20 protein-coding genes are annotated in these 24,774 nt (G+C 71.5%); 10 read left to right on the top strand and 10 right to left on the bottom strand.

The window, feature by feature from the left end:
- The first annotated feature begins 93 nt into the window (after window positions 1-93).
- The 8 genes from QBL25_RS28870 (at window position 94) to QBL25_RS28835 (ending at window position 10,698) form a co-directional block, all read left to right on the top strand.
- Window positions 94-3,960, top strand: coding sequence for a nitrate- and nitrite sensing domain-containing protein (locus tag QBL25_RS28870; protein ID WP_409059879.1), 3,867 nt, complete (start codon window positions 94-96; stop codon window positions 3,958-3,960).
- Window positions 3,961-4,380, top strand: coding sequence for a roadblock/LC7 domain-containing protein (locus tag QBL25_RS28865; RefSeq protein ID WP_098244998.1), 420 nt, complete (start codon window positions 3,961-3,963; stop codon window positions 4,378-4,380).
- Window positions 4,381-4,499: 119 nt separating this feature from the next.
- The gene (locus tag QBL25_RS28860) at window positions 4,500-4,904 is read left to right on the top strand and encodes a DUF742 domain-containing protein (RefSeq protein ID WP_160507411.1); all 405 of its coding nucleotides are present in this window, start codon (window positions 4,500-4,502) and stop codon (window positions 4,902-4,904) included.
- Complete coding sequence (locus QBL25_RS28855) at window positions 4,885-5,469, top strand: ATP/GTP-binding protein (protein ID WP_361838163.1); 585 nt, start codon at window positions 4,885-4,887, stop codon at window positions 5,467-5,469. Before QBL25_RS28860 ends, QBL25_RS28855 begins: the two co-directional genes overlap by 20 nt.
- Window positions 5,470-5,809: 340 nt before the next feature.
- Window positions 5,810-9,016 carry a nitrate- and nitrite sensing domain-containing protein gene (locus QBL25_RS28850; protein WP_409059878.1) on the top strand — a complete coding sequence of 1,069 codons (3,207 nt, stop codon included), beginning with the start codon at window positions 5,810-5,812 and terminating at the stop codon, window positions 9,014-9,016.
- Between the two features lie 10 nt (window positions 9,017-9,026).
- Window positions 9,027-9,440, top strand: a complete 414-nt coding sequence (locus QBL25_RS28845) for a roadblock/LC7 domain-containing protein (protein WP_135330751.1) — start codon at window positions 9,027-9,029, stop codon at window positions 9,438-9,440.
- Between the two features lie 93 nt (window positions 9,441-9,533).
- The gene (locus QBL25_RS28840) at window positions 9,534-10,133 is read left to right on the top strand and encodes a DUF742 domain-containing protein (RefSeq protein ID WP_409059877.1); all 600 of its coding nucleotides are present in this window, start codon (window positions 9,534-9,536) and stop codon (window positions 10,131-10,133) included.
- On the top strand, window positions 10,114-10,698 hold the full coding sequence (locus QBL25_RS28835; protein WP_030361923.1) for an ATP/GTP-binding protein: 585 nt from the start codon (window positions 10,114-10,116) through the stop codon (window positions 10,696-10,698). Before QBL25_RS28840 ends, QBL25_RS28835 begins: the two co-directional genes overlap by 20 nt.
- Window positions 10,699-10,867: 169 nt before the next feature.
- Here QBL25_RS28835 and QBL25_RS28830 read toward each other — a convergent pair whose 3' ends face one another.
- Window positions 10,868-11,065 (bottom strand): acyl-CoA carboxylase subunit epsilon, encoded by a 198-nt coding sequence (locus QBL25_RS28830; protein WP_409059876.1) that lies wholly within the window; start codon window positions 11,063-11,065, stop codon window positions 10,868-10,870.
- A gap of 32 nt (window positions 11,066-11,097) precedes the next feature.
- Window positions 11,098-12,693: an acyl-CoA carboxylase subunit beta gene (locus QBL25_RS28825; RefSeq protein ID WP_409059875.1), complete on the bottom strand. Its 1,596-nt coding sequence runs from the start codon at window positions 12,691-12,693 to the stop codon at window positions 11,098-11,100.
- A gap of 341 nt (window positions 12,694-13,034) precedes the next feature.
- Between QBL25_RS28825 and QBL25_RS28820 the strand changes: the two genes are divergently transcribed.
- Window positions 13,035-13,667, top strand: a complete 633-nt coding sequence (locus QBL25_RS28820; protein WP_409059874.1) for a YceI family protein — start codon at window positions 13,035-13,037, stop codon at window positions 13,665-13,667.
- 140 nt (window positions 13,668-13,807) lie between these two features.
- Here QBL25_RS28820 and QBL25_RS28815 read toward each other — a convergent pair whose 3' ends face one another.
- Window positions 13,808-14,410: a TIGR03086 family metal-binding protein gene (locus tag QBL25_RS28815; protein ID WP_409059873.1), complete on the bottom strand. Its 603-nt coding sequence runs from the start codon at window positions 14,408-14,410 to the stop codon at window positions 13,808-13,810.
- Between the two features lie 123 nt (window positions 14,411-14,533).
- Between QBL25_RS28815 and QBL25_RS28810 the strand changes: the two genes are divergently transcribed.
- Complete coding sequence (locus tag QBL25_RS28810) at window positions 14,534-15,511, top strand: SDR family NAD(P)-dependent oxidoreductase (protein WP_409059872.1); 978 nt, start codon at window positions 14,534-14,536, stop codon at window positions 15,509-15,511.
- A 112-nt stretch (window positions 15,512-15,623) separates the two neighbouring features.
- Here the strand turns inward: QBL25_RS28810 and QBL25_RS28805 are convergent, their stop codons facing one another.
- The 7 genes from QBL25_RS28805 to ureA form a co-directional block, all read right to left on the bottom strand.
- On the bottom strand, window positions 15,624-16,961 hold the full coding sequence (locus QBL25_RS28805) for a hypothetical protein (protein WP_409059871.1): 1,338 nt from the start codon (window positions 16,959-16,961) through the stop codon (window positions 15,624-15,626).
- Window positions 16,962-17,037: 76 nt separating this feature from the next.
- The gene (cimA, locus tag QBL25_RS28800) at window positions 17,038-18,642 is read right to left on the bottom strand and encodes a citramalate synthase (protein ID WP_409059870.1); all 1,605 of its coding nucleotides are present in this window, start codon (window positions 18,640-18,642) and stop codon (window positions 17,038-17,040) included.
- A 332-nt stretch (window positions 18,643-18,974) separates the two neighbouring features.
- Window positions 18,975-20,318, bottom strand: coding sequence for a TolB family protein (locus tag QBL25_RS28795; protein ID WP_409059869.1), 1,344 nt, complete (start codon window positions 20,316-20,318; stop codon window positions 18,975-18,977).
- Window positions 20,319-20,521: 203 nt separating this feature from the next.
- The gene (locus QBL25_RS28790; protein ID WP_409062811.1) at window positions 20,522-21,088 is read right to left on the bottom strand and encodes a TetR/AcrR family transcriptional regulator; all 567 of its coding nucleotides are present in this window, start codon (window positions 21,086-21,088) and stop codon (window positions 20,522-20,524) included.
- 88 nt (window positions 21,089-21,176) lie between these two features.
- Entirely contained in the window at window positions 21,177-22,190 is a 1,014-nt protein-coding gene (locus QBL25_RS28785; RefSeq protein WP_409059868.1) for an agmatine/peptidylarginine deiminase, read from the bottom strand.
- A gap of 81 nt (window positions 22,191-22,271) precedes the next feature.
- Window positions 22,272-23,960, bottom strand: a complete 1,689-nt coding sequence (locus tag QBL25_RS28780) for an urease subunit alpha (RefSeq protein ID WP_409059867.1) — start codon at window positions 23,958-23,960, stop codon at window positions 22,272-22,274.
- The gene (ureA, locus tag QBL25_RS28775; protein WP_409059866.1) at window positions 23,957-24,706 is read right to left on the bottom strand and encodes an urease subunit gamma; all 750 of its coding nucleotides are present in this window, start codon (window positions 24,704-24,706) and stop codon (window positions 23,957-23,959) included. The genes QBL25_RS28780 and ureA overlap by 4 nt, the downstream gene beginning before the upstream one ends.
- Between the last annotated feature and the right edge of the window lie 68 nt (window positions 24,707-24,774).

Here is a 24,774-nt window from a genome sequence, read left to right as displayed (position 1 = left end):
TCACGACCACCATGGGGCGCTCTGCGCCCCACGACGCCGACACCGTCCCGCCGTTTGTGCGGAGGGACGCCTGGTCCAGAGGTTGCGACGCTAGTGCAGGGACGTTTCAAGAGGGATGGCAGCAGCGCTGCGGCGGAGCCGGAGCGCGGCGGGACCGACCGCGGCTCCTCGGCCCAGCACGCCCAGAACCCCGGGCAGGTACCGTCCGGCGACAACGGCCGCGGGCCCGGCGGCGGCGTGAGCCTGCCCACGGCCACCGCGACACCGGGCGGACCGGCCGGCACCGTGAAGGCACCCACCGGCCCCGGCTCGCGAATAGCCCTGCGCAACTGGCGCATCTCCACCCGTCTGGTCTCGCTGCTCGCGCTCCCCGTGATCACCGCGACCTCGCTCGGCGCGCTCCGCATCAACGAGTCCATGGACGAGATCCAGCAGCTCAACAACATGAAGCTGCTGACCGACATGACCAAGCGCGCCACCGAGCTCGCGTCCGCTCTCCAGGAGGAGCGCGACCGCTCGGCGGGCCCCCTCGCGCACGGCGCGGACTCATCGGACTACGTGGTCAAGGGCTCGCGGCAGAAGACCGACCGCGCCTACAACCGCTTCCTCCAGGAGACGCAGGACCTCGACAACACGGACGGCGACAAGGGCCTCCTCGGCGTCCGCGCCAACACCGTCGAGATCACCCAGCAGCTCCAGCAGATCAACAAGGTCCGCAAGGACGCGTACAAGGACGCGAACTCCACCTCGCAGACGGTCGACGCCTACAGCCAGCTCATCGAGCAGCTGCTCACCCTGTCCTCGGACATGGCGCAGGCGACCAGCAACCCGGACATGATCCAGCGCACCCGCGCCCTGACGGCCTTCTCCTCCGCCAAGGAGTACGCCTCGGTCCAGCGCGCCGTGATCGCCGCCTCGCTCCCCGCGGGCGACAGCACGTTCGGCAAGATCTCCGAGACCGACCGCCGCTACGGCTTCTCCGCGCTCGACAAGGAGAACTCCAAGCTCGATGCCTTCAAGGGCATCTACGTGGGCAACGCCGACGAGGTCACCAAGCCGATCGACGGCGGCAACTCCTCCATCAAGGGCGCCGACTCCTACGCCAAGCGCGTGCTCGGCCAGGAGGGCGGCATCAAGCTCCAGGACAAGCGCTCGTACAAGGACTGGGTGGACGCCGACACCACCAAGATCGACGCGATGTCCAAGATCGAGCTCACGCTGCTCAACGAGATGGAGCAGAAGGCCCGCGAGCTGCGCAACGAGTCCGAGCAGGCCGCGATCCTCAACGGTGCGCTGATCCTGCTCGTCCTCGGTGTCTCGCTCGTCGGCGCCTTCGTCGTGGCCCGGTCCATGATCCGCTCGCTGCGGCGCCTCCAGGACACCGCGACCAAGGTCGCCCAGGACCGGCTGCCCGAGCTCGTCAAGCAGCTCTCCGAGGCCGACCCGCAGGACGTCGACACCTCCGTCGAGTCCGTCGGTGTGCACTCCCGGGACGAGATCGGCCAGGTGGCCGCGGCCTTCGACGACGTGCACCGCGAGGCAGTGCGCCTCGCCGCCGAGCAGGCGCTCCTGCGGGGCAACGTCAACGCGATGTTCACCAACCTCTCGCGCCGCTCGCAGGGCCTCATCCAGCGTCAGCTCTCGCTGATCTCCGAGCTGGAGTCGCGCGAGGCCGACCCGGACCAGCTCTCCTCGCTCTTCAAGCTCGACCACCTCGCGACCCGCATGCGCCGTAACGGCGAGAACCTCCTGGTCCTCGCCGGTGAAGAGCCCGGCCGCCGCTGGACCCGGCCCGTCCCCCTCGTCGACGTGCTGCGTGCCGCCGCGTCCGAGGTGGAGCAGTACGAGCGCATCGAGCTCTCCGCGGTCCCGACGACCGAGGTCGCCGGACGCGTGGTCAACGACCTCGTGCACCTGCTCGCCGAGCTGCTCGAGAACGCGACGTCGTTCTCCTCGCCGCAGACCAAGGTCAAGGTCACCGGTCACGCGCTGCCCGACGGGCGCGTGCTGATCGAGATCCACGACACCGGCATCGGCCTCTCCCCCGAGGACCTCGCCGCGATCAACGAGCGGCTCGCGTCGCCGCCCACCGTGGACGTCTCGGTCTCGCGCCGCATGGGTCTGTTCGTGGTCGGCCGCCTGTCGCAGCGCCACGGCATCCGCATCCAGCTCCGCCCCTCGGACTCCGGCGGCACGACCGCGCTCGTCATGCTGCCCGTCGACGTCGCCCAGGGCGGCAAGAAGGCGCCGAACAAGCCCGGCGCGCCCACCCCCGGCCAGGGTGGCGGCCCCGCCGCCGCGCAGGCCGCCGCCGGTGCCGCGGCAGCGCGTCGCGGAGTCGGCCCCGGGAACGGCGGAAACGGCGGCGGAAACGGTGCGCCCGGCGCAGCGGGGCCCGCGGGCTCCGCGGGCCGGCTCGGAGCCGGTCCGCCGCGCGGTCAGGTGACGGGGGCGGGGCCGCGGGCCGCGCTGCCCGCGCGTGACGGAGGGCCGCGCGCCGGTTCGCCGTCCGCTCCGGTCGGCCAGGGTGGTCAGCAGCCGCCCCGCCAGGGCCAGCCCGGCCAGGGCGCGCCCACCGGTGGCAGCCTCTTCGGGGGCGGTCAGGGCGGTGGCCGCGGCCAGGCGTCCGCGCCGCAGCCTCCGGTGCCCCAGCAGCGCACGAACCCGGTCAACCCCGCCGGGGCGCCGGGCGACTCCGGGGACCAGGGCCGCCGGCCGCAGCTGCCGCCGCGCGGTGGTCCGCGTGCCGAGCTGCCCGGGGGCAACCCGCAGCCGCGCGTGCCCAGCTGGAGCGACGAGAACGCCCAGCCGCAGATCTCCCCCGAGCCGTTCGACACCCCGCGCGGGCACGAGGAGCCGGAGTCCACCGGCCAGTTCCCGCACGCCTCGGCCGGTACGGCACAGGGTCCCGGTTCGACCGCCGAGTTCGCGCGGCCGGACTTCGACGGACCGCCGCCCGGCACGGTTTCGCCGCGGAACGCGGGCCCGCAGGACGGCCAGGGCTACGGCCGGCAGGACCAAGGCCAGGGTCAGGGCCCGGGCCAGCAGGGCACCGGTCAGTTCGTCCGCCCGGACGTCTTCGGCGGCCAGAACACCTCGTCCGGCACGGGCCAGTTCCAGCGTCCGGGCACCAGCGCCCCCGGCTACAACGGGGCGCCCGGCGCCGGTGCGCCGCAGCAGCGCGGTGGCCGTGACACGGGCGACATGCCCCGGCGCGGTCAGGGCCCCGGCCAGGGCCAGGGCCAGCAGAACCACGGCGGTCAGGGCCAGGGCGGTCAGAACCACGGCGGTCAGAACCAGGGCGGTCCGCTCGGCATCCCGCCGGTACCGCAGCAGCCCGTGCAGCCGGAGGGCCTGCCGCCCGCCGGTCCCGGCGACGGCCGCACCCCGCTGTTCGACACGCTGGAGACCAACTGGTTCCAGCAGCAACAGCAGCAACAAGGGCACCAGGGTCCGCAGGGCGGCGACCGCTCCCCCGCGCCCGGCGCCCCCGAGCAGCAGCAGCCCCAGCGGCCGCAGCGCCCGCAGCCCTCCTCGCCCCTCCCGTCGAGGCCGCAGGCACAGCAGCCGCAGAACCCGGCCGCGCCCCAGCGCCCGACCGGAGCGCCCGCCGCTTCCCCGGCCGCGAACGGCACCGGCGGGAACGGCAGCCACGTCACCAACGGCAGCGCCGCCTCCTGGCGCACCTCGCCGAACGACGAGCTGGGCCGCCAGGCCGAGCGCGTCCGGCAGCCGTCCGCGGGTGGCGTCACCACATCCGGCCTGCCGCGCCGGGTCCCGCGAGCCAACCTCGTCGCGGGCACCGCACAGCAGCAGCAGGACAGCACAGGTCCGCAGGTCTCGCGTGCGCCCGACGACGTACGCGGCCGGCTGACGAATCTCCGTCGGGGCATCCAGCAGGGTCGCCAGGCCGGTACCGGCCAGACCGGCAGCTTCCCCACTCACCAGCAGGAGCGTTAGTTGAGTCCGAGCCAGGCGGCACAGAATCTGAACTGGTTGATCACGAACTTCGTGGACAACACCCCCGGGGTGTCCCACACCGTCGTGGTCTCCGCCGACGGCCTGCTTCTGGCGATGTCCGAGGGGTTCCCGCGGGACCGCGCCGACCAGCTGGCCGCGGTCGCGTCGGGTCTGACGTCCCTCACCGCCGGAGCCTCGCGCATCTTCGAGGGCGGGGCAGTGACGCAGACCGTGGTGGAGATGGAGCGGGGGTTCCTCTTCCTCATGTCGGTCTCCGACGGCTCGTCCCTCGCCGTGCTCGCGCACCCCGAGTGCGACATCGGCCTCGTCGGCTACGAGATGGCGCTGCTCGTCGACCGCGCGGGCGCCGTCCTCACCCCGGACCTCCGCGCCGAACTGCAGGGCAGCCTGCTGCACTAGTTCTCTCCATCGGCCGCCCCACCGACCGAACGTACTGACCACCGTCCGGCCAACCTGGTGCCCCCCACCGGCTCTATCAGACGGCACGCAGACCACCTGCTGTCCCGCCCGGAGGATCCATGACCCCGCCCAACGCCTCTCACGATCCGTACGGCTCTCAGGCGTCGTACGGCTATGAAGGCGACCAGCCGCTGGTGCGTCCTTACGCGATGACCGGCGGCCGGACCAGGCCCCGCTACCAGCTCGCGATAGAGGCGCTGGTGAGCACGACGGCCGACCCGGCGCAGCTGATGGGGCTGCTCCCCGAGCACCAGCGCATCTGCCACCTGTGCCGCGAGGTCAAGTCGGTGGCCGAGGTGTCGGCCCTGCTCTCCATGCCGCTCGGCGTGGCCCGGATCCTCGTGGCGGACCTGGCCGAGGCCGGGCTCGTCGCCATTCACCAGCCCGGCGGCGACGAGAACGCCGGCGGTCAGCCTGACGTGACACTGCTCGAAAGGGTGCTCAGTGGACTTCGCAAGCTCTAGCAGCGGCGGCTCGGGCCGCTCCACCACCAGCGCGAAGATCGTGGTGGCGGGCGGCTTCGGCGTCGGCAAGACCACGTTCGTGGGCGCGGTCTCCGAGATCAACCCGCTGCGCACCGAGGCCGTCATGACGTCCGCGTCCGCGGGCATCGACGACCTCACCCACACCGGGGACAAGACCACCACCACGGTGGCCATGGACTTCGGCCGCATCACCCTGGACCAGGACCTGATCCTGTACCTCTTCGGTACGCCCGGTCAGGACCGCTTCTGGTTCATGTGGGACGACCTCGTACGCGGCGCCATCGGCGCGGTGGTGCTCGTGGACACCCGCCGTCTCGCCGACTGCTTTCCGGCCGTCGACTACTTCGAGAACAGCGGCCTGCCCTTCGTCATCGCCCTCAACGGCTTCGACGGCCACCAGCCCTACACCCCCGACGAAGTGCGCGAAGCTCTTCAGATCGGACCCAACACGCCGATCATCACCACCGACGCCCGACACCGTGCGGACGCAAAGAGCGGCCTGATCACGCTGGTCGAGCACGCACTGATGGCACGACTCAAGTAGACGAGGCAGTACGGCAGTTGCCGTAGATTCAAGAGAGCGGTCTGTGTCCTTTGACACGGATGCCCGCTCTGTTCATAACGTTTCGACAGAGAATTCGCCGGGCGCCGACACGCGTCGCGGTCATTTGGTGTCGCTGTGCTCACAAGAGCCCCGCCTTTTGGCGGGGCTCGCTCTATTTGACCGTTTTATCTGAGGCTTACACCACTCGGAAGTTGTCCTTCCGACTGTTTGGTAGAGGACCCCCTGACGTGCTGGAATGCGCTGAACTGCCCAGTAGCACGGGCCTTGGAGACGACAGCGGGACCGATGCAGGTCCCGCCGCCGAGAGGTTGTTGGTCGAGTGAGGCGAAGCAAGACGAGCCCCGCACCGCCGCATACGCGGGACACGCGGGGCAACTTCACCCCGCCGCCGCGCACAGCGGCGTCCCCCACCGATGTGCAGGGCATGGAGCCGCCGGCGCCCAGTGGCGGCAGAATGTCCCCGCGCAACTGGCGCGTGCCGACCCGCCTGAACGCGATCCTCCTCATACCCGTGCTCGTCGGTCTCGTCATGGGCGGCTTCCAGGTCAAGGGCTCGATCGACACCTGGAGCGAGGCCCAGGACGCCGAAGCCACCGCCCGCCTCGTGCAGGCGTCGCTGAACTACGGCAACCGCCTCATCGAGGAGCGCGACCTCTCCGCCGCTCCCCTGCTGCGCGGCAAGAAGAACGACCCGGTCGTCGTGAAGGCCCGCAAGGCCACCGACAAGGCCGCGGACGAGTTCGACGCCGCCGCGGAGAACATGCCCCAGAAGGAAGGCCTCAAGCGCCGCCTCGACGGCTTCCACAAGGTGGAGCCGGGACTTCAGTCGCTGCGCCAGGCCGCCTACACCTCCAAGCTCTCGGGCGCGCAGACCGAAGAGGCCTACGTCGCCATCCAGCACCCCCTGATGGAGTTCGCCAACGAACTCGGTCTGGGCACCGGAAACATCACCAGCTACGGCCGGACCGTCTACGCCATCTCGCTGACCAAGGCCGCGCTCTCCCTGGAGCGCTCCATCGGCACGCACCTGCTGGTCAAGCCCGGCCCCTCCGCCGGCAGCCTCGCCAAGCAGCGCGTGGCGCTCTCCTCGTACGCCTACCTCGAAGGCATCGCCATCGAGGAGTACACCGGCGGCGGCACCCCCGAGGACGTCGCCAAGCTGGAAGCCGCGAAGAAGAAGCTGAAGGCCGACGGCGAGAAGCAGGCCAAGCAGGCCGCTGCCGCCGCCAAGGCCAAGGGCGAGACCTTCGTCCCGCCGCCCGCGCCCGAGGCGATGGTCGCGGCCATGGCGCAGCTGGAGACCACGCAGCCCAGCGCCCGGGTCGCCCTCGCGGGCAAGGGCATCACGCCCGAGACCTGGTGGGCCACCACCTCCGCCAAGTTCGACGCGTACCGCACCATCGAGTCCGACCTCGCCGACAAGGCCGTGGGCGAGGCCTCGGACATCGCGGCCGACGCCCAGCGCAGCGCCTACATCAACGGCGCCATCGTCGTGATCGCGCTCCTGGCCGCCTTCATCCTGGCCGGGCTCATGGCCCGCCAGATGAGCCGCGCGATGCGCCAGCTGCGGACGGCCGCCTTCGGCATCGCCGAGCAGCGCCTGCCGATGCTGGTCGACCAGCTCTCGCGCACCGACCCCGGCCGCGTCGACACCCGCGTGCAGCCCATCCCGATCTCCACCACGGACGAGATCGGCGAAGTCGCCCGCGCCTTCGACCAGGTGCACCGCGAGGCCGTCCGGCTCGCCGCCGAGCAGGCCCTCCTGCGGGGCAACATCAACGCGATCTTCACCAACCTCTCGCGCCGCAACCAGTCCCTGATCGAGGGCCAGCTGACCCTCATCACCGACCTGGAGAACAACGAGGCCGACCCGGACCAGCTGGAGAGCCTCTTCCGCCTGGACCACCTGGCGACCCGTATGCGACGCAACGGCGAGAACCTCCTGGTCCTCTCCGGCGAAGAGCCCGGCCGCCGCTGGGACCAGCCGGTCCCCCTGGTCGACGTGCTGCGCGCCGCATCCTCCGAGGTGGAGCAGTACGAGCGCATCGAGCTCTCGGGCGTGCCGGAGGCCGAGATCCACGGCCTCGCCGTGACCGACCTCGTGCACCTGCTCGCCGAGCTCCTGGAGAACGCCACCACGTTCTCCTCGCCGCAGACCAAGGTCCGCGTCACCGCGACCCGCCTTCCCGACGGCCGCATCATGGTCGAGATCCACGACAAGGGCATCGGCCTCACCGCCGAGGACTTCGCGGACATCAACCACAAGCTGGCCAACCCGCCGACGGTGGACGCCGCGATCTCCCAGCGCATGGGCCTGTTCGTGGTCGGCCGCCTGTCCGACCGGCACGGCATCCGCGTCCAGCTGCGCCCCTCGGGCGAGCAGGCCGGCACCACCTCGCTCGTCATGCTCCCGGACGGCATCACGCACGGCGGCGGCGGCGAGAACCAGCTGCCCGAGTCCGAGTTCACGGTCTCCTCGATCATGCCGGAGCAGCACGCCCCGGAGCAGCCCGCCTTCCACCACGAGCCGATGCGCACCGCGGCCGAGCTCGGCTTCGACGACAGCCGCTACAACGGCGACGGCGCCGAGGCCCAGGAGCTCGACCCGGTGGGCCGCTCGCTGATGCGCGAGGAGCGGCGTGCGGCCCTGGAGGCGCAGGCGCAGTCCGGCGACGGGCGGCCGCTCTTCCGCGACGAGGTCGACCAGCAGCAGGGCTTCGACGCGCAGCAGGGCGGCTACGAGCCCGCGTACGAGCAGCAGGCTCCGGCGTACGACGGGTACGACCAGGGCCAGGCGCAGGGCGTGCGACCGGCGTACGACGACGCGTACTACCCGGCGCAGGACGGCTACCAGGAAGCCCCCTATACGGAGGCCGGCCCCGACGATCACGCCGCTCGTACGGATGCCGTATCGGAACCGTTCGTGGCCTATCCCGACCGCTCCCACCAGGACGACTGGCCGTCGAACGACGGATATGAGAGCAGCTCGGGCACGTATCGGACCGAGTACTCCGCGGAACCGGAATCTGCCCCGGCGGCTCCCGCGAACGGCGCCGACCGCGTAGGCTTCGAGCGTCCCGGACCGGCCCCGTCCGCGGTCCACGACACGACCGCAGCGGGTCTCCCGCGCCGCGGCTCCACCGGTGCGTCGGGCGGCAGCCCGGCCCCGGCGGACGGCGGAAGCAGCGGCGGCGGACTGTTCGGCGACACCGGGAACGGCAGCAACGACAGCAACTGGCGTTCGTCCAACGACGACCGCTGGCAGCGCGCCGAGTCGCTGAAGGAGCCCAAGGCGGGTGGCGTCACCCCGTCCGGTCTCCCGAAGCGGGTGCCCAAGGCCAATCTGGTCGAGGGCACGGCGGAACAGACCCCACAGGGCGGCCCTCAGGTCTCCCGCGATCCCGAGGACGTTCGGGGTCGGCTGAGCAACCTGCGCCGCGGCGTCCAGCGGGGACGCAGCGCAGGCAGTGACACCACGAATGGCCAGGGCTTCGGCCCTGACAGCACCTACAACCAGGAGCGTTAGTGTGAGCCCGATGAGCCAGGCGGCGCAGAACCTGAACTGGTTGATCACCAACTTCGTGGACAACACCCCCGGGGTGTCCCACACCGTGGTGGTCTCCGCCGACGGACTCCTTCTGGCGATGTCCGAAGGCTTCCCCCGCGACCGGGCCGACCAGCTCGCGGCCGTCGCGTCCGGTCTGACCTCCCTCACCGCCGGGGCCTCCCGGATCTTCGAGGGCGGTTCCGTGACCCAGACCGTTGTGGAGATGGAGCGAGGATTTCTCTTCCTTATGTCCATCTCCGACGGTTCCTCGCTGGCCGTCCTCGCCCACCCGGATGCGGACATCGGTCTCATTGGGTACGAGATGGCACTTCTTGTCGACCGTGCCGGCACCGTACTCACGCCCGACCTGCGTGCGGAGCTGCAGGGGAGCCTTCTCAACTAGTAGACGTACGGTGCGTTTTCGCGTCCCGTGGCCGTAAGGTTTCGGGACGCGGCTCCAGAATGATGGTGCCCGGCACAGTCGGAGGAGGAGTACGTGGCAGGTTCAGGAACACCCCCGGACGGTTCGTCATCGGCCAACTGGTCGCCTGGTCACGGCCAGGGTCAGGGGCCGCAGGACGGGGCGCCGAACCGGTACAACTTCCCCTCCGCGCCCAGCCAGCACCGCAGGCCTTACCAGCAGCCGCAGCAGCCGGGCCCCCGCCAGAGCCCGTACGAGCAGCCTCAAACCCCCAGGATCCAGCCAGTGCAACCACAGCGACGCGCCCCTGAACCGGCGCCCGCGGGTTCCGCGAGCAACCCCCTGGTGCGCCCGTACGCCATGACGGGTGGCCGCACCAGGCCCCGCTACCAGCTCGCCATCGAGGCGCTGGTGCACACCATCGCCCAACCGCACCAGCTACAGGGCCAGTTGCCCGAGCATCAGCGGATCTGCAATCTGTGCCGCGAGATCAAGTCAGTCGCTGAGATCTCGGCACTTCTCTCCATTCCCCTCGGCGTCGCCCGGATCCTCGTAGCCGACCTGGCGGAGGCCGGACTTGTCGCCATCCATCAGCCGGGCGGCGACGAGTCCGCCGGCGGCCAGCCAGACGTGACACTGCTCGAAAGGGTGCTCAGTGGACTTCGCAAGCTCTAGCGGCGGAGCAACAGCCCGCTCCACCACCAGCGCGAAAATCGTGGTGGCGGGCGGCTTCGGCGTGGGCAAGACCACGTTCGTCGGGGCGGTCTCTGAGATCAACCCGCTGCGCACCGAGGCCGTCATGACGTCCGCGTCCGCGGGCATCGACGACCTCACCCACACCGGGGACAAGACCACCACCACGGTGGCCATGGACTTCGGCCGCATCACCCTGGACCAGGACCTGATCCTGTACCTCTTCGGTACGCCCGGTCAGGACCGCTTCTGGTTCATGTGGGACGACCTCGTACGCGGCGCCATCGGCGCGGTGGTCCTGGTCGACACGCGGAGGCTCGCCGACTGCTTCCCCGCCGTCGACTACTTCGAGAACTCGGGCCTGCCCTTCGTCATCGCCCTCAACGGCTTCGACGGCCACCAGCCGTACACGCCGGACGAGGTCCGCGAGGCGCTGCAGATCGGCCCGGACACCCCGATCATCACCACGGACGCGCGGCACCGCGCGGACGCGAAGAGCGCGCTGATCACGCTCGTGGAGCACGCGCTGATGGCGCGGCTGCGCTAGCGGTCCCCGCCCGTACGCGAGGGGCCTCGCACCGTCAGGTCGGTGCGGGGCCCCTCGCGCGTGCCCGCGGGCGGGCCGCGGCGGGCGTACGGCGGCGCACGGGAAGACGCGACAGGGCCCCGCACCGGAAGCGGTGCGGGGCCCTGTCGTGTGCCGTGGGGCGGTGGGGCTAGCCCTGCCAGCTGTGCGGGGCGCGGAAGCCCGGGGTGCGCTCGAGGCGGCGCCAGCCGGCCCGGTCGCGGCCCCGGCGGGGCGCGGGCGCCTGCGCGGTGGCGGCGGCGCTACGGGCCAGCAGGATCGCCGTGATGGCGGCGACCTCCTCGGGCTCTGCGTGGCCCTTCTCGACGCGGATGTCGGGAGCGTTCATGTGCAGCGTTCTCCTTGTGGGCTACTGCGGGACTACTGCGGGGGGTTGCCGTGCTTGCGCGACGGCAGGTCTGCGTGCTTGTTGCGGAGCATCGCGAGGGAGCTGATGAGCACCTCGCGGGTGGCGGCGGGGTCGATGACGTCGTCCACCAGGCCGCGCTCCGCGGCGTAGTAGGGGTGCATCAGCTCGGCCTTGTACTCCTTGACCATCTTCTGCCGCATGGCCTCGGGGTCCTCGGCCGCCGCGATCTGCCGGCGGAAGATGACGTTGGCGGCGCCTTCGGCGCCCATCACCGCGATCTCGTTGGTGGGCCAGGCGTAGGTGAGGTCGGCGCCGATGGACTGGGAGTCCATGACGATGTACGCGCCGCCGTACGCCTTGCGCAGGATCAGCGAGATGCGCGGCACGGTGGCGTTGCAGTACGCGTACAGCAGCTTGGCGCCGTGCCGGATGATCCCGCCGTGCTCCTGGTCGACGCCCGGCAGGAAGCCCGGCACGTCGAGCAGCGTCACGATCGGGATGTTGAAGGCGTCGCACATCTGGACGAAGCGGGCCGCCTTCTCGGAGGCCTCGATGTCCAGGACCCCGGCCAGGGACTGCGGCTGGTTGGCGACGATGCCGACGACCTTGCCGTCCAGGCGGGCCAGGGCGCAGATGATGTTGCGCGCCCAGCGCTCGTGGACCTCCAGGAAGTCGCCGTCGTCGACGAGCTCCTCGATGACCTTGGCCATGTCGTACGGACGGTTGCCGTCCGCGGGGACCAGGTCGAGCAGGACGTCCGAGCGGCGGTCCGCCGGGTCGTCCGACTCGTGGACGGGCGGGTTCTCGCGGTTGTTCGAGGGCAGCATCGCGATGAGGTAGCGGACCTCGGCGAGGCAGGTCTCCTCGTCGTCGTACGCGAAGTGGCACACGCCCGAGGTCTCGGCGTGCACGTCGGCGCCGCCCAGGCCGTTCTGGCTGATCTCCTCGCCGGTCACCGCGCGGACCACGTCCGGCCCGGTGATGAACATCTGCGAGGTCTCGCGGACCATGAAGACGAAGTCCGTGAGCGCCGGGCTGTAGGCCGCGCCGCCCGCGCACGGGCCGAGCATCACCGAGATCTGCGGGATGACGCCCGAGGCCCTGGTGTTGCGCTGGAAGATGCCGCCGTACCCGGCGAGGGCGGAGACGCCCTCCTGGATACGGGCGCCGGCGCCGTCGTTCAGGGACACCAGGGGCGCCCCGGCGGCGATGGCCATGTCCATGATCTTGTGGATCTTCGTGGCGTGGGCCTCGCCCAGCGCGCCGCCGAAGATGCGGAAGTCGTGGGCGTAGACGAAGACCGTGCGGCCCTCGACCGTGCCCCAGCCGGTGATGACACCGTCGGTGTACGGCTTCTTCGCCTCCAGGCCGAACCCGGTCGCCCGGTGCCGGCGCAACTGCTCGACCTCCTGGAACGACCCCGCGTCCAAAAGCAGCTCGATCCGCTCGCGTGCGGTCAGCTTGCCCTTGGCGTGCTGGGCCTCGGTCGCCTTCTCGCTCGGGCCGCGCAGCGCCTCGGCACGGATCGCGTGCAGCTCGGCCACGCGCCCACGCGCGTCGGTGGGCTCGCCCTCGGGAGAAGAAGCGGTGTCGTCCAAAACGGTCATGTAGTGACCTTACGAAGTGGGCCCACAAAAACGGACCGTCGACTATGAACAGTCTCCGGCCCGTTTTCCTGGCACCCCCGAACAGAAGCTCTTCTTCGTACGCGCGAAGTGACTGCTCAGGGCCGCCTCCGGCTGTAGGGATTCCACAAAGCGACACGTGAGAGACACCTCACAGGCGCGACACGCTGTCCGTGAGCGCGCCAACACGCTCCGTTTGCTGTTGAATATTGAACGGAATGGCGTTAGAGTCAATCTCGTTGAACATTCAACGAAGCGCACACACATCCCGCGTAGCTCGCAGCTCGGCCTCCCGGCCGCAGCTCGTCCCCCAAGGAGCAGTCATGGGTCTCTTCGGCCGCAAGAACGAAACCGACACCTCCGCCGCCGCGTCCGCCGGTTCCGCCGCGCCGACCGCGCCGGTCAGCCCGGATCTGGCCGCCCTCACCGGTGACTACGCGATCGACCCCGCGCACACGTCGATCGGCTTCGTCGCCCGCCACGCCATGGTCACGAACGTCAAGGGCTCCTTCACCGACGTCGCCGGCACGCTGCACCTGGACGGCACGGACCCGTCCGCGTCGACGGCCTCCATCGACGTCCAGATGGACAGCATCGACACCGGCAGCGCCGACCGTGACGGTCACCTCAAGAGCGCGGACTTCTTCAAGACCGAGGAGTTCCCGGAGATGACCTTCCGCTCCACCAAGGCGGAGGCCCTGGGCGGCGACGACTACCGCGTCACCGGTGACCTGACGATCCTCGGCACCACGAAGCCGCTCTCCATCGACCTGGAGTTCAACGGCGCGGCCACGGACCCCTTCGGGAACGAGCGGGTCGGTTTCGAGGGCAAGGCGGAGATCCTGCGCTCGGACTGGGGCCTCACGTGGAACGCGGCGCTGGAGACGGGTGGCGTGCTGGTCTCGGACAAGATCAAGCTTCGCTTCGACATCTCCGCGATCAAGTCTGGCTCCTGAGCCTTGGACTGTCCCGGCCCCGCCGCTTCGCGACGGACGGCCCCCGCCCACCCATCCGATCACCCCGTAAGCGGGGGCGGGTGGGTGGGCCGTTTTGTGGGGCTCCCGGTGGACCTGCCCGGAGGCCTGAGCCTGCCCGGTCACGACCAGTCGGGGTCGCGGCCCAGGTAGCGGAGGAGGCCGGCGGCCTCTCCCGGTGTCGCCCCGCCCGCCTCTGCCTCCAGGGCCGGGGCGAAGGCGAAGGCGCGTAGGGGTTCGACGATCTGGTGGGCCACTTCCAGCAGCGGGCGGGCCAATTCGCCCGTGAGCGGCGACGGCTGGCCCGTCGCCACGGCGATGTCCCATGCGTGCACCGCCGCGTCGAGCGCGCACGCGCCCACACCGAGGGCGGCCGTCATGGTGCCGGGCGGCAGCGGCACCCGTACCTCTTGCGCCGTCGCGTCCACCGTCGCCCAGGCGGCCCAGGTCGCCGCGAGCGCCGGTTCCAGCAGGGCTTCCGGGGAGTCCGTCAGCTTGCCGGAAGGCGCGAACGGGTTCTCCGCGGGGCCGGGGCCTCCCGTGAGGGACGCGGCGTAGCCCAGCTGATCGCCCGCAGCGTGCTGGAGGACTTGGGTGACGTTCCACTCCGCGCAGGGCGTCGGGCGGTCCCAGTCCCCCTCCGGTACGCCGCGGACGGCCGAGCGGAGCGCCGCGTGCGCGTCGTCCAGGAGGGGCCAGATGGTGTTCGTGCCGTGCTCGCTCACGTCGTCTCCCGCTCACTCGCTTCCCGGTGGGCGCGGCCGGTCCCGTCGCCGGGCGGGGCGGGACAGGACGGCGCAGGGCATCACCTTGCCTTAGAGCGCGGTCCAGCTTCTAGCGTCGCGCACATGACCACACGGCAGGAGCAACCACGCAGGATCGGCAGCGGGTTCGGCGCGACGAGCACGGCGGACGACGTGCTCGACGGGATCGACCTCTCGGGCAGGACGGCACTCGTCACCGGCGGCTACTCGGGCCTCGGCCTGGAGATCACCCGGGCGTTCAGCCGGGCGGGCGCGTACGTCGTCGTCCCCGCGCGCAGGCCCCGGGTCGCCGAGCAGGCGCTGCGGGGCACGGACCGGGTGGAGGTGCGGGAGCTCGACCTGGCGGACCAGGGCGGTGTCCGGCACTTCGCCGAAGGCTTCCTCGCGGCACACCCCACCCTCGACATCCTGGTCAACAACGCGGGCGTGATGGCCTGCCCCGAGACCCGCGTCGGCCCGGACGGCACCTGGGAGTCCCACTTCGCGATCAACCACCTGGGCCACTTCGCCCTGGTCCACCACCTCCACCCGGCACTGAGCCGGGTCCCGGCGCGCGTGGTGTCCGTGGCCTCGTCCGGTCACTTCCTCTCCGGCATCCGCTGGGAGGACCCGCACTTCCACGAGGGCTACGACCGCTGGCTCGCCTACGCCCAGTCCAAGACCGCGAACGCGCTCTTCGCCCTGCACCTGGACTCCCTGGGCGCGGCGGGCACCGGCCCCCGGGCGTTCTCCGTGCACCCCGGCAGCATCCTCACGCCCCTCCAGCGCCACATCCCCCGCGAGGAACAGATCGCGCAGGGCTGGATGAGCGCCGACGGCACGCCGACCCGGGGCTTCAAGAGCCCGGCGCAGGGCGCGGCCACGGCGGTGTGGGCGGCGACGTCACCGCTCCTGGAGGGCCACGGCGGCGCGTACTGCCAGGACTGCGACGTCGCGGAGCCCGCCACGACGCAGGACATGCTGATCGGCGGCGTCAAACCCTGGGCGACGGACCCCGAGGCGGCGGCCCGCCTCTGGCACCTGTCCTCGCGGCTGACGGGCTTGGGCGAGCCGGCACGGTGACGGTCCGGGCCCCGGCCCCTCGCCATCGGGGCGGGCGGCACCCTTACGGCCGTACCGCAGCGGTGTGCGTCCGCCGTCCCTCCCGGGGGACGGCCCCCAGCCCCGCAGCTCCCTAGAACCCGCCCCCGAAGTCCCCTCCACCGCCGAAGTCGCCGCCACCGCCGAAGTCCCCGGGGTCGAACTCCGAGCCCGAGTAGTCGCCGCCGTCGAAGCCCCCGCCGCCTCCGAAGTCGCCGTACCCCGCGCCGTAGTCGGCCGCGTACGCCGGGCTCGCCATCATGCCGCCCAGCATCGTGCCCACCAGGAGGCCCGGCAGGATGCCGCCGCCGAAGTAACCGCCGGCCCAGGGGCCGTAGGCCGGGCCCGCCTCCCAGTAGGGGCGCCGCTCCCCCGACTCCGTGGCCACCGTCCGCGACATCGGCTCCTCGCCGTCCGCGAGGCGCGTCGCGTCGGCCAGGCACACCGGGACCGTCCGCTCGGCTCCGCCCGGCGGCGCCCACGCGGCGTCCTTCACCGAGGGGCCGTGGCGCGGGTCGAAGAAGCAGGGGGCGCGCCGCTCGGGCAGCGGCCTGCTCTCGCGGCGCGCGGCGAGCAGGGCAAGCGAGAAGCGGCCGTCCTCCAGGGACTGGGTGACCGCCCGCACCTGCTCGGGTCGGTCCGCCGCCGCCATGAACGACTTCGCCTTCTCGTACGAGTCGAGGGCGCGTTCGTAGTCCGCGCGCATCGCGTCGTCCGCTCCCGCCTCGGCGGGATGGAAGTCGAGACGGTCCAGCTCCTCGCCGTACGCCGTGATGTCCTCGTCCACCACGACCCGCAGCTTCTCCAGCGCGGCCCGCTGCTCCTCGGCCTTGCGCCGGCGGTTGCGCCGGACCACCGCGTACGTGGCCGCGCCGCCCGCGACGAGCACACCGCCGATCCCGATCAGCGCGCCCACGGACGTGCCGTCGTCCGAGCCGGTGCCCCAGGAGGCGGGGGCCGAGCCGCGGGCGTCCTTCACCGCCTGGTCGACGAAGCCGTTGAGCTGGGTCGTGGCGTCGTCCATGTCCCCGTAGGTCGTGGCGAGGTTCGAGACGGCCGCGTTGCTCAGGACCTGCCGGTCGGCCTTCGCGTCGAACGCGTCGCCGAGCCGGACCCCGTACACCCCCGTCACACCGGTCTCGGTGCGCAGCTTCGTGAAGAGGTCCTGGCGGGGGAAGTCGGCGGGGAGCACCGCCACGAACACCGGTTTGTCGGCGTCCTTGATCTTCTGCGCGAGGGCGTCCGCGTCGGCCCCGGAGAGCTGGCCCGCGGCGGCCGGATCCACGTACACCGGGCTCTTCTCCCAGGCGTCGGCCACGGTCCGGACGTCGGTGGCCGCCATGGCCCCGGGCGCCGCCGTGAAGGACACGGCGCCCAGGGACAGGAGAAGCCCGGACAGCGCGACAATTATTCGCTTCGCCCCATTGCTCATACTTCGAAGCTAACTCAGTCGGGCCCCCGGCGGCGGTCCGGAGCCACCCCTGTTTTCGCCCCGCCCGACGGCCCGGCTACTCGACCGGTTCGACGCCCGCGCGCAGCAGACCGAAGGTGTACGCGTCCTCCAGCGCCTGCCAGGACGCCGCGATCACGTTCTCGGCCACGCCCACCGTCGACCACTCGGCGTTGCCGTCGCTGGTCGAGATCAGCACGCGGGTCGTGGACGACGTGCCGTGCTTGCCCTCCAGGATGCGGACCTTGTAGTCGACCAGCTCCATCTTGGCGAGCTGGGGGTAGATCCGCTCCAGGCCGACGCGCAGCGACCGGTCGAGCGCGTTGACCGGGCCGTTGCCCTCCGCCGTGGCGACGATGCGCTCGCCCTTGGCCCACAGCTTCACGGTGGCCTCGTTCGCGTGCGTGCCGTCGGGCCGGTCCTCGACGATGGCCCGCCAGGACTCGACGCGGAAGTAGCGGCGCGCCCGGCCCTCGGCCTCCTCGCGGAGCAGCAGCTCGAAGGACGCGTCGGCCGCCTCGTACGTGTAGCCGCGCAGTTCCCGCTCCTTGACCCGCTCGACGACGCGGCCCACCAGCTCCCGGTCGTCGCCCAGGTCGATCCCGAGCTCCTTGCCCTTGAGCTCGATGGAGGCGCGGCCCGCCATGTCCGAGACCAGCATCCGGATGCGGTTGCCCACCAGGTCCGGGTCGATGTGCTGGTAGAGATCCGGGTCGACCTTGATCGCGGAGGCGTGCAGGCCCGCCTTGTGGGCGAAGGCCGAGACGCCCACGTAGGGCTGGTGCGTGGAGGGGGTGAGGTTGACGACCTCGGCGATGGCGTGCGAGACGCGGGTCATCTCGCGCAGCGAGCCCTCGGGCAGGACCTGCTTGCCGTACTTGAGCTCCAGGGCGCCGACGACGGGGAAGAGGTTGGCGTTGCCGACCCGCTCGCCGTAGCCGTTCGCGGTGCACTGCACGTGGGTGGCGCCGGCGTCGACGGCGGCGAGGGTGTTGGCGACCGCGCACCCCGTGTCGTCCTGCGCGTGGATGCCGAGCCGGGCGCCGGTGTCGGCGATGACGGTGCCGACGATCGCCTTGACCTGGGCGGGGAGCATGCCGCCGTTGGTGTCGCACAGGACGACGACGTCGGCGCCCGCCTCCCAGGCGGTGCGGACGACGGACTTGGCGTACTCGGGGTTGGCGCGGTAGCCGTCGAAGAAGTGCTCGCAGTCGACGAAGACGCGCCGCCCCTGGGCGCGGAGGTGGGCGACGGTGTCGCGCACCATCTCCAGGTTCTCGTCCAGGGTCGTGCGCAGGGCGAGCTCGACGTGCCGGTCATGGGCCTTGGCCACCAGCGTGATGACCGGGGCGCCGGACGCCAGCAGGGCGTTGACCTGCGGGTCCGAGGCCGCCGAGCCACCGGCGCGGCGCGTGGCGCCGAAGGCGACGAGCTGGGCGTGCCGGAAGGTGATCTCTTGCTGTGCGCGGGCGAAGAACTCGGTGTCACGGGGGTTGGCACCCGGCCAGCCGCCCTCGATGAAGCCCACGCCGAAGTCGTCCAGGTGCCGGGCGATGGTCAGCTTGTCCGCGACGGTCAGGTTGATTCCCTCACGCTGCGCGCCGTCGCGCAGCGTGGTGTCAAAGACGTGGAACGCATCGTCGGGTGTGCTGGTTTCCGTCATGCTGATCTGGCTCCTGTGTCGGATCTCGGTCTACCGGAATGACCGGCTCCACCGCCTCAATGATCCCCCGCGCTCCGCGTCCGGCTGATGTGGGGCCAGGAAACGAAAAAACCCCTCGTGGGTACGAGAGGTTTGCGCGCGGGTCTGAGAGACGACGGTGTCCGCCCGTACATGGTGGTACGAGACGGTCACTGCGGACCGGCGCGCCTGCTGCCAATAATCATGGCGAACGAGAGCACGGTGGCAGCCTGCCACAGCCCGCACACGCCGCGCTGCCCCGTCTCACGATGCGGGCGGCGCGTCCGCCGCGCCGCCCGCATCGCCGTGGGACGTCAGCGCAGGTGACGCACGAACACGTCCCGCACGCCGTTGGTGTCGTCCGGCACCAGGTTCGTGGCGTCCGACGTGAACGCGACGGTCCCGGCGTCCGCGCTCAGCCCGTAGTGGGACACGGCGGAGTCGGCGTCGCCGCCGCCCTGCGGCACGTCCACGCGCCGGTTCTCGCCGGTGCGCAGATCGCGTACGTAGAGGGAGGCGCTCCCGGGATCGCCGGCGACGAGACCCGACGCACTGGAGGTGAAGACCACGCGGCGGCCGTCCGGGGTGATCCGCGCCTCGGCCGAGTCGCCGTCCGGCTGGCCGCCGTCGGCCGCGTACACGATCCGCTCGATGGCGTCGGTGCGCAGATCGATGCGGAAGACGTCGTACGCGTCGTTCGTGTCGCCGGGGACCAGGTCGCCGGAGCGCGCGGTGAACACGCCGTACCGCCCGTCCTTGGTGAGCGACGACACCCCGACCTCGCGGTCGGCGCCCGAGGGCGTCAGGTCGAGCCGCCTGCTCTCGCCGCTCTTCCGGTCGTAGAGGTAGGTGCGCCCGTCACGGCCGGGGCGCTGCTGGCCGATCGAGTAGGCGGTGCGGCTGCCGTCGGCGCTCGTCGTGAACTGCGCGATGAAGTACGACGAGCTGGCCCCGCCGGTGACGATCTCGCTGATCCGCTTGGTCGTGCCCTTCTCGCGGTCGCGGACGTACACGCCGGAGTTCATCCCGTCGACGTAGTCGCCGTTGTCCTTGAGCTGCGAGACGAAGGTGACGTACCGGCCGTCCGCGCTCGTCTCGGCGGCCGTCGTGCTGTCGCCGTGCACGGGCTTGTCCGCGTCGGAGAGGCTGACCAGCTCGGTCCGCTTCTTCTTGAGGTCCCGGACGTAGATGCCGCTGTAGTACGCGCCGTCCTCGTACGTGCCGGCGGCGAAGGTCACGTAGCGGCCGTTCTCGCTGATGGTCGGGCGCTGGCCGACGAAGTCGGTGAACTCGGCGCCCGAGTCCTGGACGCTGACCCGCTCGACCGTGCCGCGCCGCAGGTCGCGTACGTAGACGTCGGGCCAGGTGTCGGTGTCGCCGGGCGTGAGGTTCTTCGCCTCCGACGAGAAGACGACGTACCGCCCGTCGGCGCTGACGTCCGGCAGCTCGGAGGCCCCGTCGGACTGCGCCCCGGCGGCCGTGACGCTCACCCGCTCGGTGCGGGGCGCGTCGGCGGCCGCGGGTGCGGCGACGGCGGCGGGCAGGGCCGTGGCCGTGACGGCGGCGACGAGTGCGGCGGCCGTCAGGGCGGCGCGGCACTTGGTGCGGTGCGTGGAGCTGCGGTGTGTGGTGCCGTGGTGCGTGGAGCTGCGGTGCATGGTCAGATCCCCCGTGCTTGCTCGGTGTTCACGACGTGCGGTGGTCGGTGCGCACTATGTCTGTGATGCGCGAGATGGCCGCATGGTTGCGGTGCGCGTCCGGGTCATGTCCGGGTCACATCCGGGTCAGTGGATGCGGCGGCGGCCCACAGGGATACAAGCGCACCACCCGAACACACACAATCCGCAGGAATGCGTACAACCTAGACGGGGGTCTCCGGGTCGCGCGGGCCGGACGTGAGCGTTCCGTCCAGGAACTCCTGGACGTGCGCGAGGATTTGGTCGCGGCCCGTGCCGCGCAGGCCGATCGCCACGTGGATGGAGAATCCGTCGAGCAGCGCCCGGAGGCGGGCCGCGAACCGGTCGGGGTCCAGGGGGCCGAACTCGCCGCGCGACACGCCTTCGGCGAGCAGCGCCACCAGGTCGCGGTGCCAGGCGCTCTCGATGGCGACCTGGCGGTCGCGCTCGTCGTCGGCGGCGTTCAGGGAGCGGTTCCAGACCTCCAGCCACAGGGTCCAGTGCGGGTCGCCGGGCGCGTCGGGCACGTACAGGTCGACGTACGCGTCCAGCCGCTCGCGGGCCGTGCCCCGCCGGGCGAGCAGCCGGCCGCGCTCGGCGCCGAGCGCGGCCTCGCTCCACTCCAGGGTGCGCAGGAGCAGCTCGTCCTTGGTGCGGAAGTAGTAGAGGAGGTGGCCGCTGCTCATGCCGACCTCGCGGCCGAGCGCGGCCATGGTCAGCTTCTCCAGGCCGCGCTCGGCGATCATCTCCATGGCCGCGGCCAGCACGTCCTCGCGCGGGGGCGCGTTCTTGCGGCGGGCGGCCTGGGCCACGGGGACTCCTGCGATGACTCGTCTGACGCTAGATCTTCGGCTGCTGCTGGGTGATGCAGTGGATGCCACCACCCCCGGCAAAGATCGTACGGGCGTCCACGAGCGTCACGGTCCGCTCCGGGAAGAGGCGGCGGAAGATGCCCGCCGCGATCTCGTCGCGCGGGTCGTCGAAGGCGCACAGGACGACGCCGCCGTTGCACAGGTAGTGGTTGATGTAGGAGTAGTCGACCCAGCCCTCGTCGTCGGTGAGGACGGTCGGCGCGGGCACCTCGACGATCTGAAGGGCACGGCCCCGGGCGTCGGTCTGTCCGCGCAGGACGCCGATGATCTCCTTGCTGACCTCGTGGTCCGGGTGGGCGGGGTCCTGCTGGGAGTGGACCAGGACGACGCCGGGCGCGGCGAAGGCAGCGACGATGTCGACGTGCCCCCGGGTGCCGAACCGGCCGTAGTCGCCGGTCAGGCCGCGCGGCAGCCAGATCGCCTTGCGGGTGCCGATGCGGGCGTGGACCGCCTCCTCGGCCTGCTCGCGGGTCAGGCCGGGGTTGCGTCCCGGGTCGAGCTGGACCGTGTCGGTCAGCAGGACGGTGCCCTCGCCGTCGACGTGGATGCCGCCGCCCTCGTTGACCAGGGGCGAGGAGTGGACGGGCACGCCCGCGAGGTCGGCGACATGCCGGGCGATCTTCGCGTCGTGCTCCCAGCGGGCCCAGTCCTGGCCGCCCCAGCCGTTGAACGTCCAGTCCACGGCGGCCAGTTGCTTGCCCTCGCGGACGAAGGTGGGGCCGATGTCCCGCATCCACGCGTCGTCCAGATCGCGCTCGACCAGGTCGATGTCCGGGCCCAGGAGCGCGCGGGCCGACTCGCTCTGGCCGGTCCCGACGACCATCGTGACGGGCTCGAAGCGGCGTACGGCACGGGCGACGCCCGCCCAGGCGGCCCGCCCCTCGGCGAGCTCGCGCTCGTCCGTGAAGGTGGGGTTGGGGCCGGGCCAGGCCATCCAGGTGCGTTCGTGCGGGGCCCACTCGGCGGGCATGTGGAAGGTCATCGTGATCCCTCGGGAGAGGACGGGACTGCGGAAAGGGCTGCGGGGCTACGGGGCTACGGGGCTACGGGGCTACGGGACGGGCTACAGGAAGTAGAGGCGGTTGAGCGAGACCGAGTCGGCGGGCTCGGACCTGACCGGGTTTCCGTCGAGCGTGACCAGGCCGGAGCGCTGGTCGACGTCGATCGATCCGGTGCGCGAGTTCAGGCGCAGGTCGGCGGGGCCGATGCCCCGGGTGCCCCGCACGGCGACCCGGCGCCGCCGGGTGGGCATCCGGTCGTTGCCCTGGTCGACGGCGGCCCGCGCGACGAACGCCACGGAGATGTCGGCGGGCGTCGCGCCGTACGCGCCGAACTGCGGGCCGAGGACGAGGGGCTCGCAGGTGTCGGTCGCGGCGTTCGGGTCGCCCACGACGCCGTAGGCGGGGAAGCCGGACTTGAGGACCAGCTGCGGCTTGGCGCCGAAGAACTCGGGGCGCCAGAGCACGATGTCGGCCATCTTGCCGACCTCGATGGACCCCACCTCGTGGGCCAGGCCGTGGGCGATGGCGGGGTTGATGGTCAGCTTGGCCATGTAGCGCAGGACGCGCGCGTTGTCGTCGCCGTCGCCGTCGCCCTCCAGCGGGCCGAGCTCGGCCTTCATCTTCCCGGCCATCGCGAAGGTCCTGCGGACGGTCTCGCCCGCGCGCCCCATGCCCTGCGCGTCCGAGGAGGTGATGCCGATGGCGCCCAGGTCGTGCAGCACGTCCTCGGCGCCCATGGTCCCCGCGCGGATGCGGTCGCGGGCCATCGCCGCGTCGCCCGGCAGGTCCGTCTTGAGGTCGTGGACCGAGACGATCATGCCGTAGTGCTCGGCGACGGCGTCGCGCCCGAAGGGCAGCGTGGGGTTGGTGGAGGAGCCGATGACGTTCGGCACGCCCGCCATCTTCAGCACGTTCGGGACGTGTCCGCCGCCGCAGCCCTCGATGTGGAAGGCGTGGATCGTGCGCCCTTCCAGGACCTTGAGGGTGTCCTCCACCGACAGGCACTCGTTCAGCCCGTCGCTGTGCAGGGCGACTTGTACGTCGTGCTCCTCGGCCACCCGCAGCGCGGTGTCCAGGGCACGGGTGTGGGCGCCCATGTCCTCGTGCACCTTGAAGCCCGATGCACCGCCCTCGGCGAGCGCCTCGATCAGCGGGGCGTCGTGCGAGGACGAACCCCGGCCCAGGAAGCCGATGTTGACCGGCCAGGCGTCGAAGGCGTTGAACGCGTGCCGCAGCGCCCAGGGCGAGTTGACGCCGACGCCCCAGACGGGGCCGAACTCCTGGCCGATGATCGTGGTGACGCCGGAGGCGAGCGAGGCCTCCATGATGCGCGGCGAGAGCAGGTGGACGTGGGTGTCCACGGCTCCGGCGGTGGCGATGAGCCCCTCGCCCGAGACGATGGACGTGCCGGTGCCGACGACGACGTCGACGCCGTCGAGGGTGTCGGGGTTGCCGGCCCGCCCTATGGCGTGGATGCGGCCCTCCCTGATGCCGACCGACACCTTGCGGATGCCCTGCACGGCGTCGATCACCAGGACGTTGCTGATCACGACGTCACAGGTCTCGCGGACCGCGGCGGCCTTCAGGTGCAGCCCGTCACGGGCGGTCTTGCCGAACCCGGCGAGGAACTCCTCGCCGTACTTCTGCGCGTCGGACTCCACCCGGACGGTCAGACCGGAGTCGCCGAGCCGGACCCGGTCACCGGCGCGGGGACCGTGCGTGGCGGCGTACGCGTACGGATCGATGCTCATCGGTCGGCTCCTCCGTCTGCTCCTGCTGCTCCTTGCCCGGCGGCCGGGTCCGCTCCTCGCTCAGCGGCTCGGTCCGCTCCCAGGTAGCCGCAGGCCACGGCCCTGCGCAGGGCTTCTTCCTTGGCGCCGGGCGCGTCCAGGGCGCCGTCCACCAGACCGGCGAAGCCGATCGCGACGCGCTCGCCGCCGATCGGCACGAGCCCGACCTCGACGCTCTCGCCGGGCCCGAAGCGCACGGAGGACCCGGCGGGCACCGCGAGCCGCATGCCGTACGCGGCCGAGCGGTCGAAGTCGAGCCGGGGGTTGGCCTCGAAGAGGTGGAAGTGCGAGGTCACGGAGACGGGCACCGACGCGGTGTTGTGCACGGTGAGCGTCACGGCGGGCGCGAGCTCCGCGTGCTCCGGTCCGGGCAGCAGCGCCCCCGGGCCAGCACTGCCGAGACCCTCGCCGATCGGTTCCGACACCACCGCGAGCCGGGAGCCGTCGTCGAAGACGGCCTCCACGTGCACCTCGGTCACGACGTCCGCGACGCCCGGCAGGACGTCGTCGGGACCGAGGACCGAGCGGGCCCGTTCGATCGCCTCGGCGAGCCTGGCGCCGTCGCGGGCCGCCTCGCACACCGTGTCCGCGATCAGCGCGGTCGCCTCGGGGACGTTGAGTCTGAGGCCGCGCGCCTTGCGGGCCCTGGCCAGCTCGGCCGCCCCGAAGAGCAGCAGCCGGTCGCGTTCCGTGGGGGTAAGCCGCACGCCACCACACCTCCATCGTTTGAACAACACTCTAACCACGAGACAGATCCAACGGAAACATTGACGTG

Source organism: Streptomyces sp. SYP-A7185, assembly GCF_046103685.1.
GTDB lineage: Bacteria > Actinomycetota > Actinomycetes > Streptomycetales > Streptomycetaceae > Streptomyces.
This window is presented reverse-complemented; position numbering and strand designations above follow the sequence as displayed.

Coding starts and splice junctions, on each gene's coding strand:
- QBL25_RS28860 (WP_160507411.1), top strand. CDS start 4,500: ATGACCCCGCCCAACGCCTCTCACGATCCGTACGGCTCTCAGGCGTCG.
- QBL25_RS28845 (WP_135330751.1), top strand. CDS start 9,027: ATGAGCCAGGCGGCGCAGAACCTGAACTGGTTGATCACCAACTTCGTG.
- QBL25_RS28830 (WP_409059876.1), bottom strand. CDS start 11,065: ATGAACGCTCCCGACATCCGCGTCGAGAAGGGCCACGCAGAGCCCGAG.
- QBL25_RS28825 (WP_409059875.1), bottom strand. CDS start 12,693: ATGACCGTTTTGGACGACACCGCTTCTTCTCCCGAGGGCGAGCCCACC.
- QBL25_RS28820 (WP_409059874.1), top strand. CDS start 13,035: ATGGGTCTCTTCGGCCGCAAGAACGAAACCGACACCTCCGCCGCCGCG.
- QBL25_RS28810 (WP_409059872.1), top strand. CDS start 14,534: ATGACCACACGGCAGGAGCAACCACGCAGGATCGGCAGCGGGTTCGGC.
- QBL25_RS28805 (WP_409059871.1), bottom strand. CDS start 16,961: ATGAGCAATGGGGCGAAGCGAATAATTGTCGCGCTGTCCGGGCTTCTC.
- cimA (WP_409059870.1), bottom strand. CDS start 18,642: ATGACGGAAACCAGCACACCCGACGATGCGTTCCACGTCTTTGACACC.
- QBL25_RS28795 (WP_409059869.1), bottom strand. CDS start 20,318: ATGCACCGCAGCTCCACGCACCACGGCACCACACACCGCAGCTCCACG.
- QBL25_RS28790 (WP_409062811.1), bottom strand. CDS start 21,088: ATGGAGATGATCGCCGAGCGCGGCCTGGAGAAGCTGACCATGGCCGCG.
- QBL25_RS28785 (WP_409059868.1), bottom strand. CDS start 22,190: ATGACCTTCCACATGCCCGCCGAGTGGGCCCCGCACGAACGCACCTGG.
- QBL25_RS28780 (WP_409059867.1), bottom strand. CDS start 23,960: ATGAGCATCGATCCGTACGCGTACGCCGCCACGCACGGTCCCCGCGCC.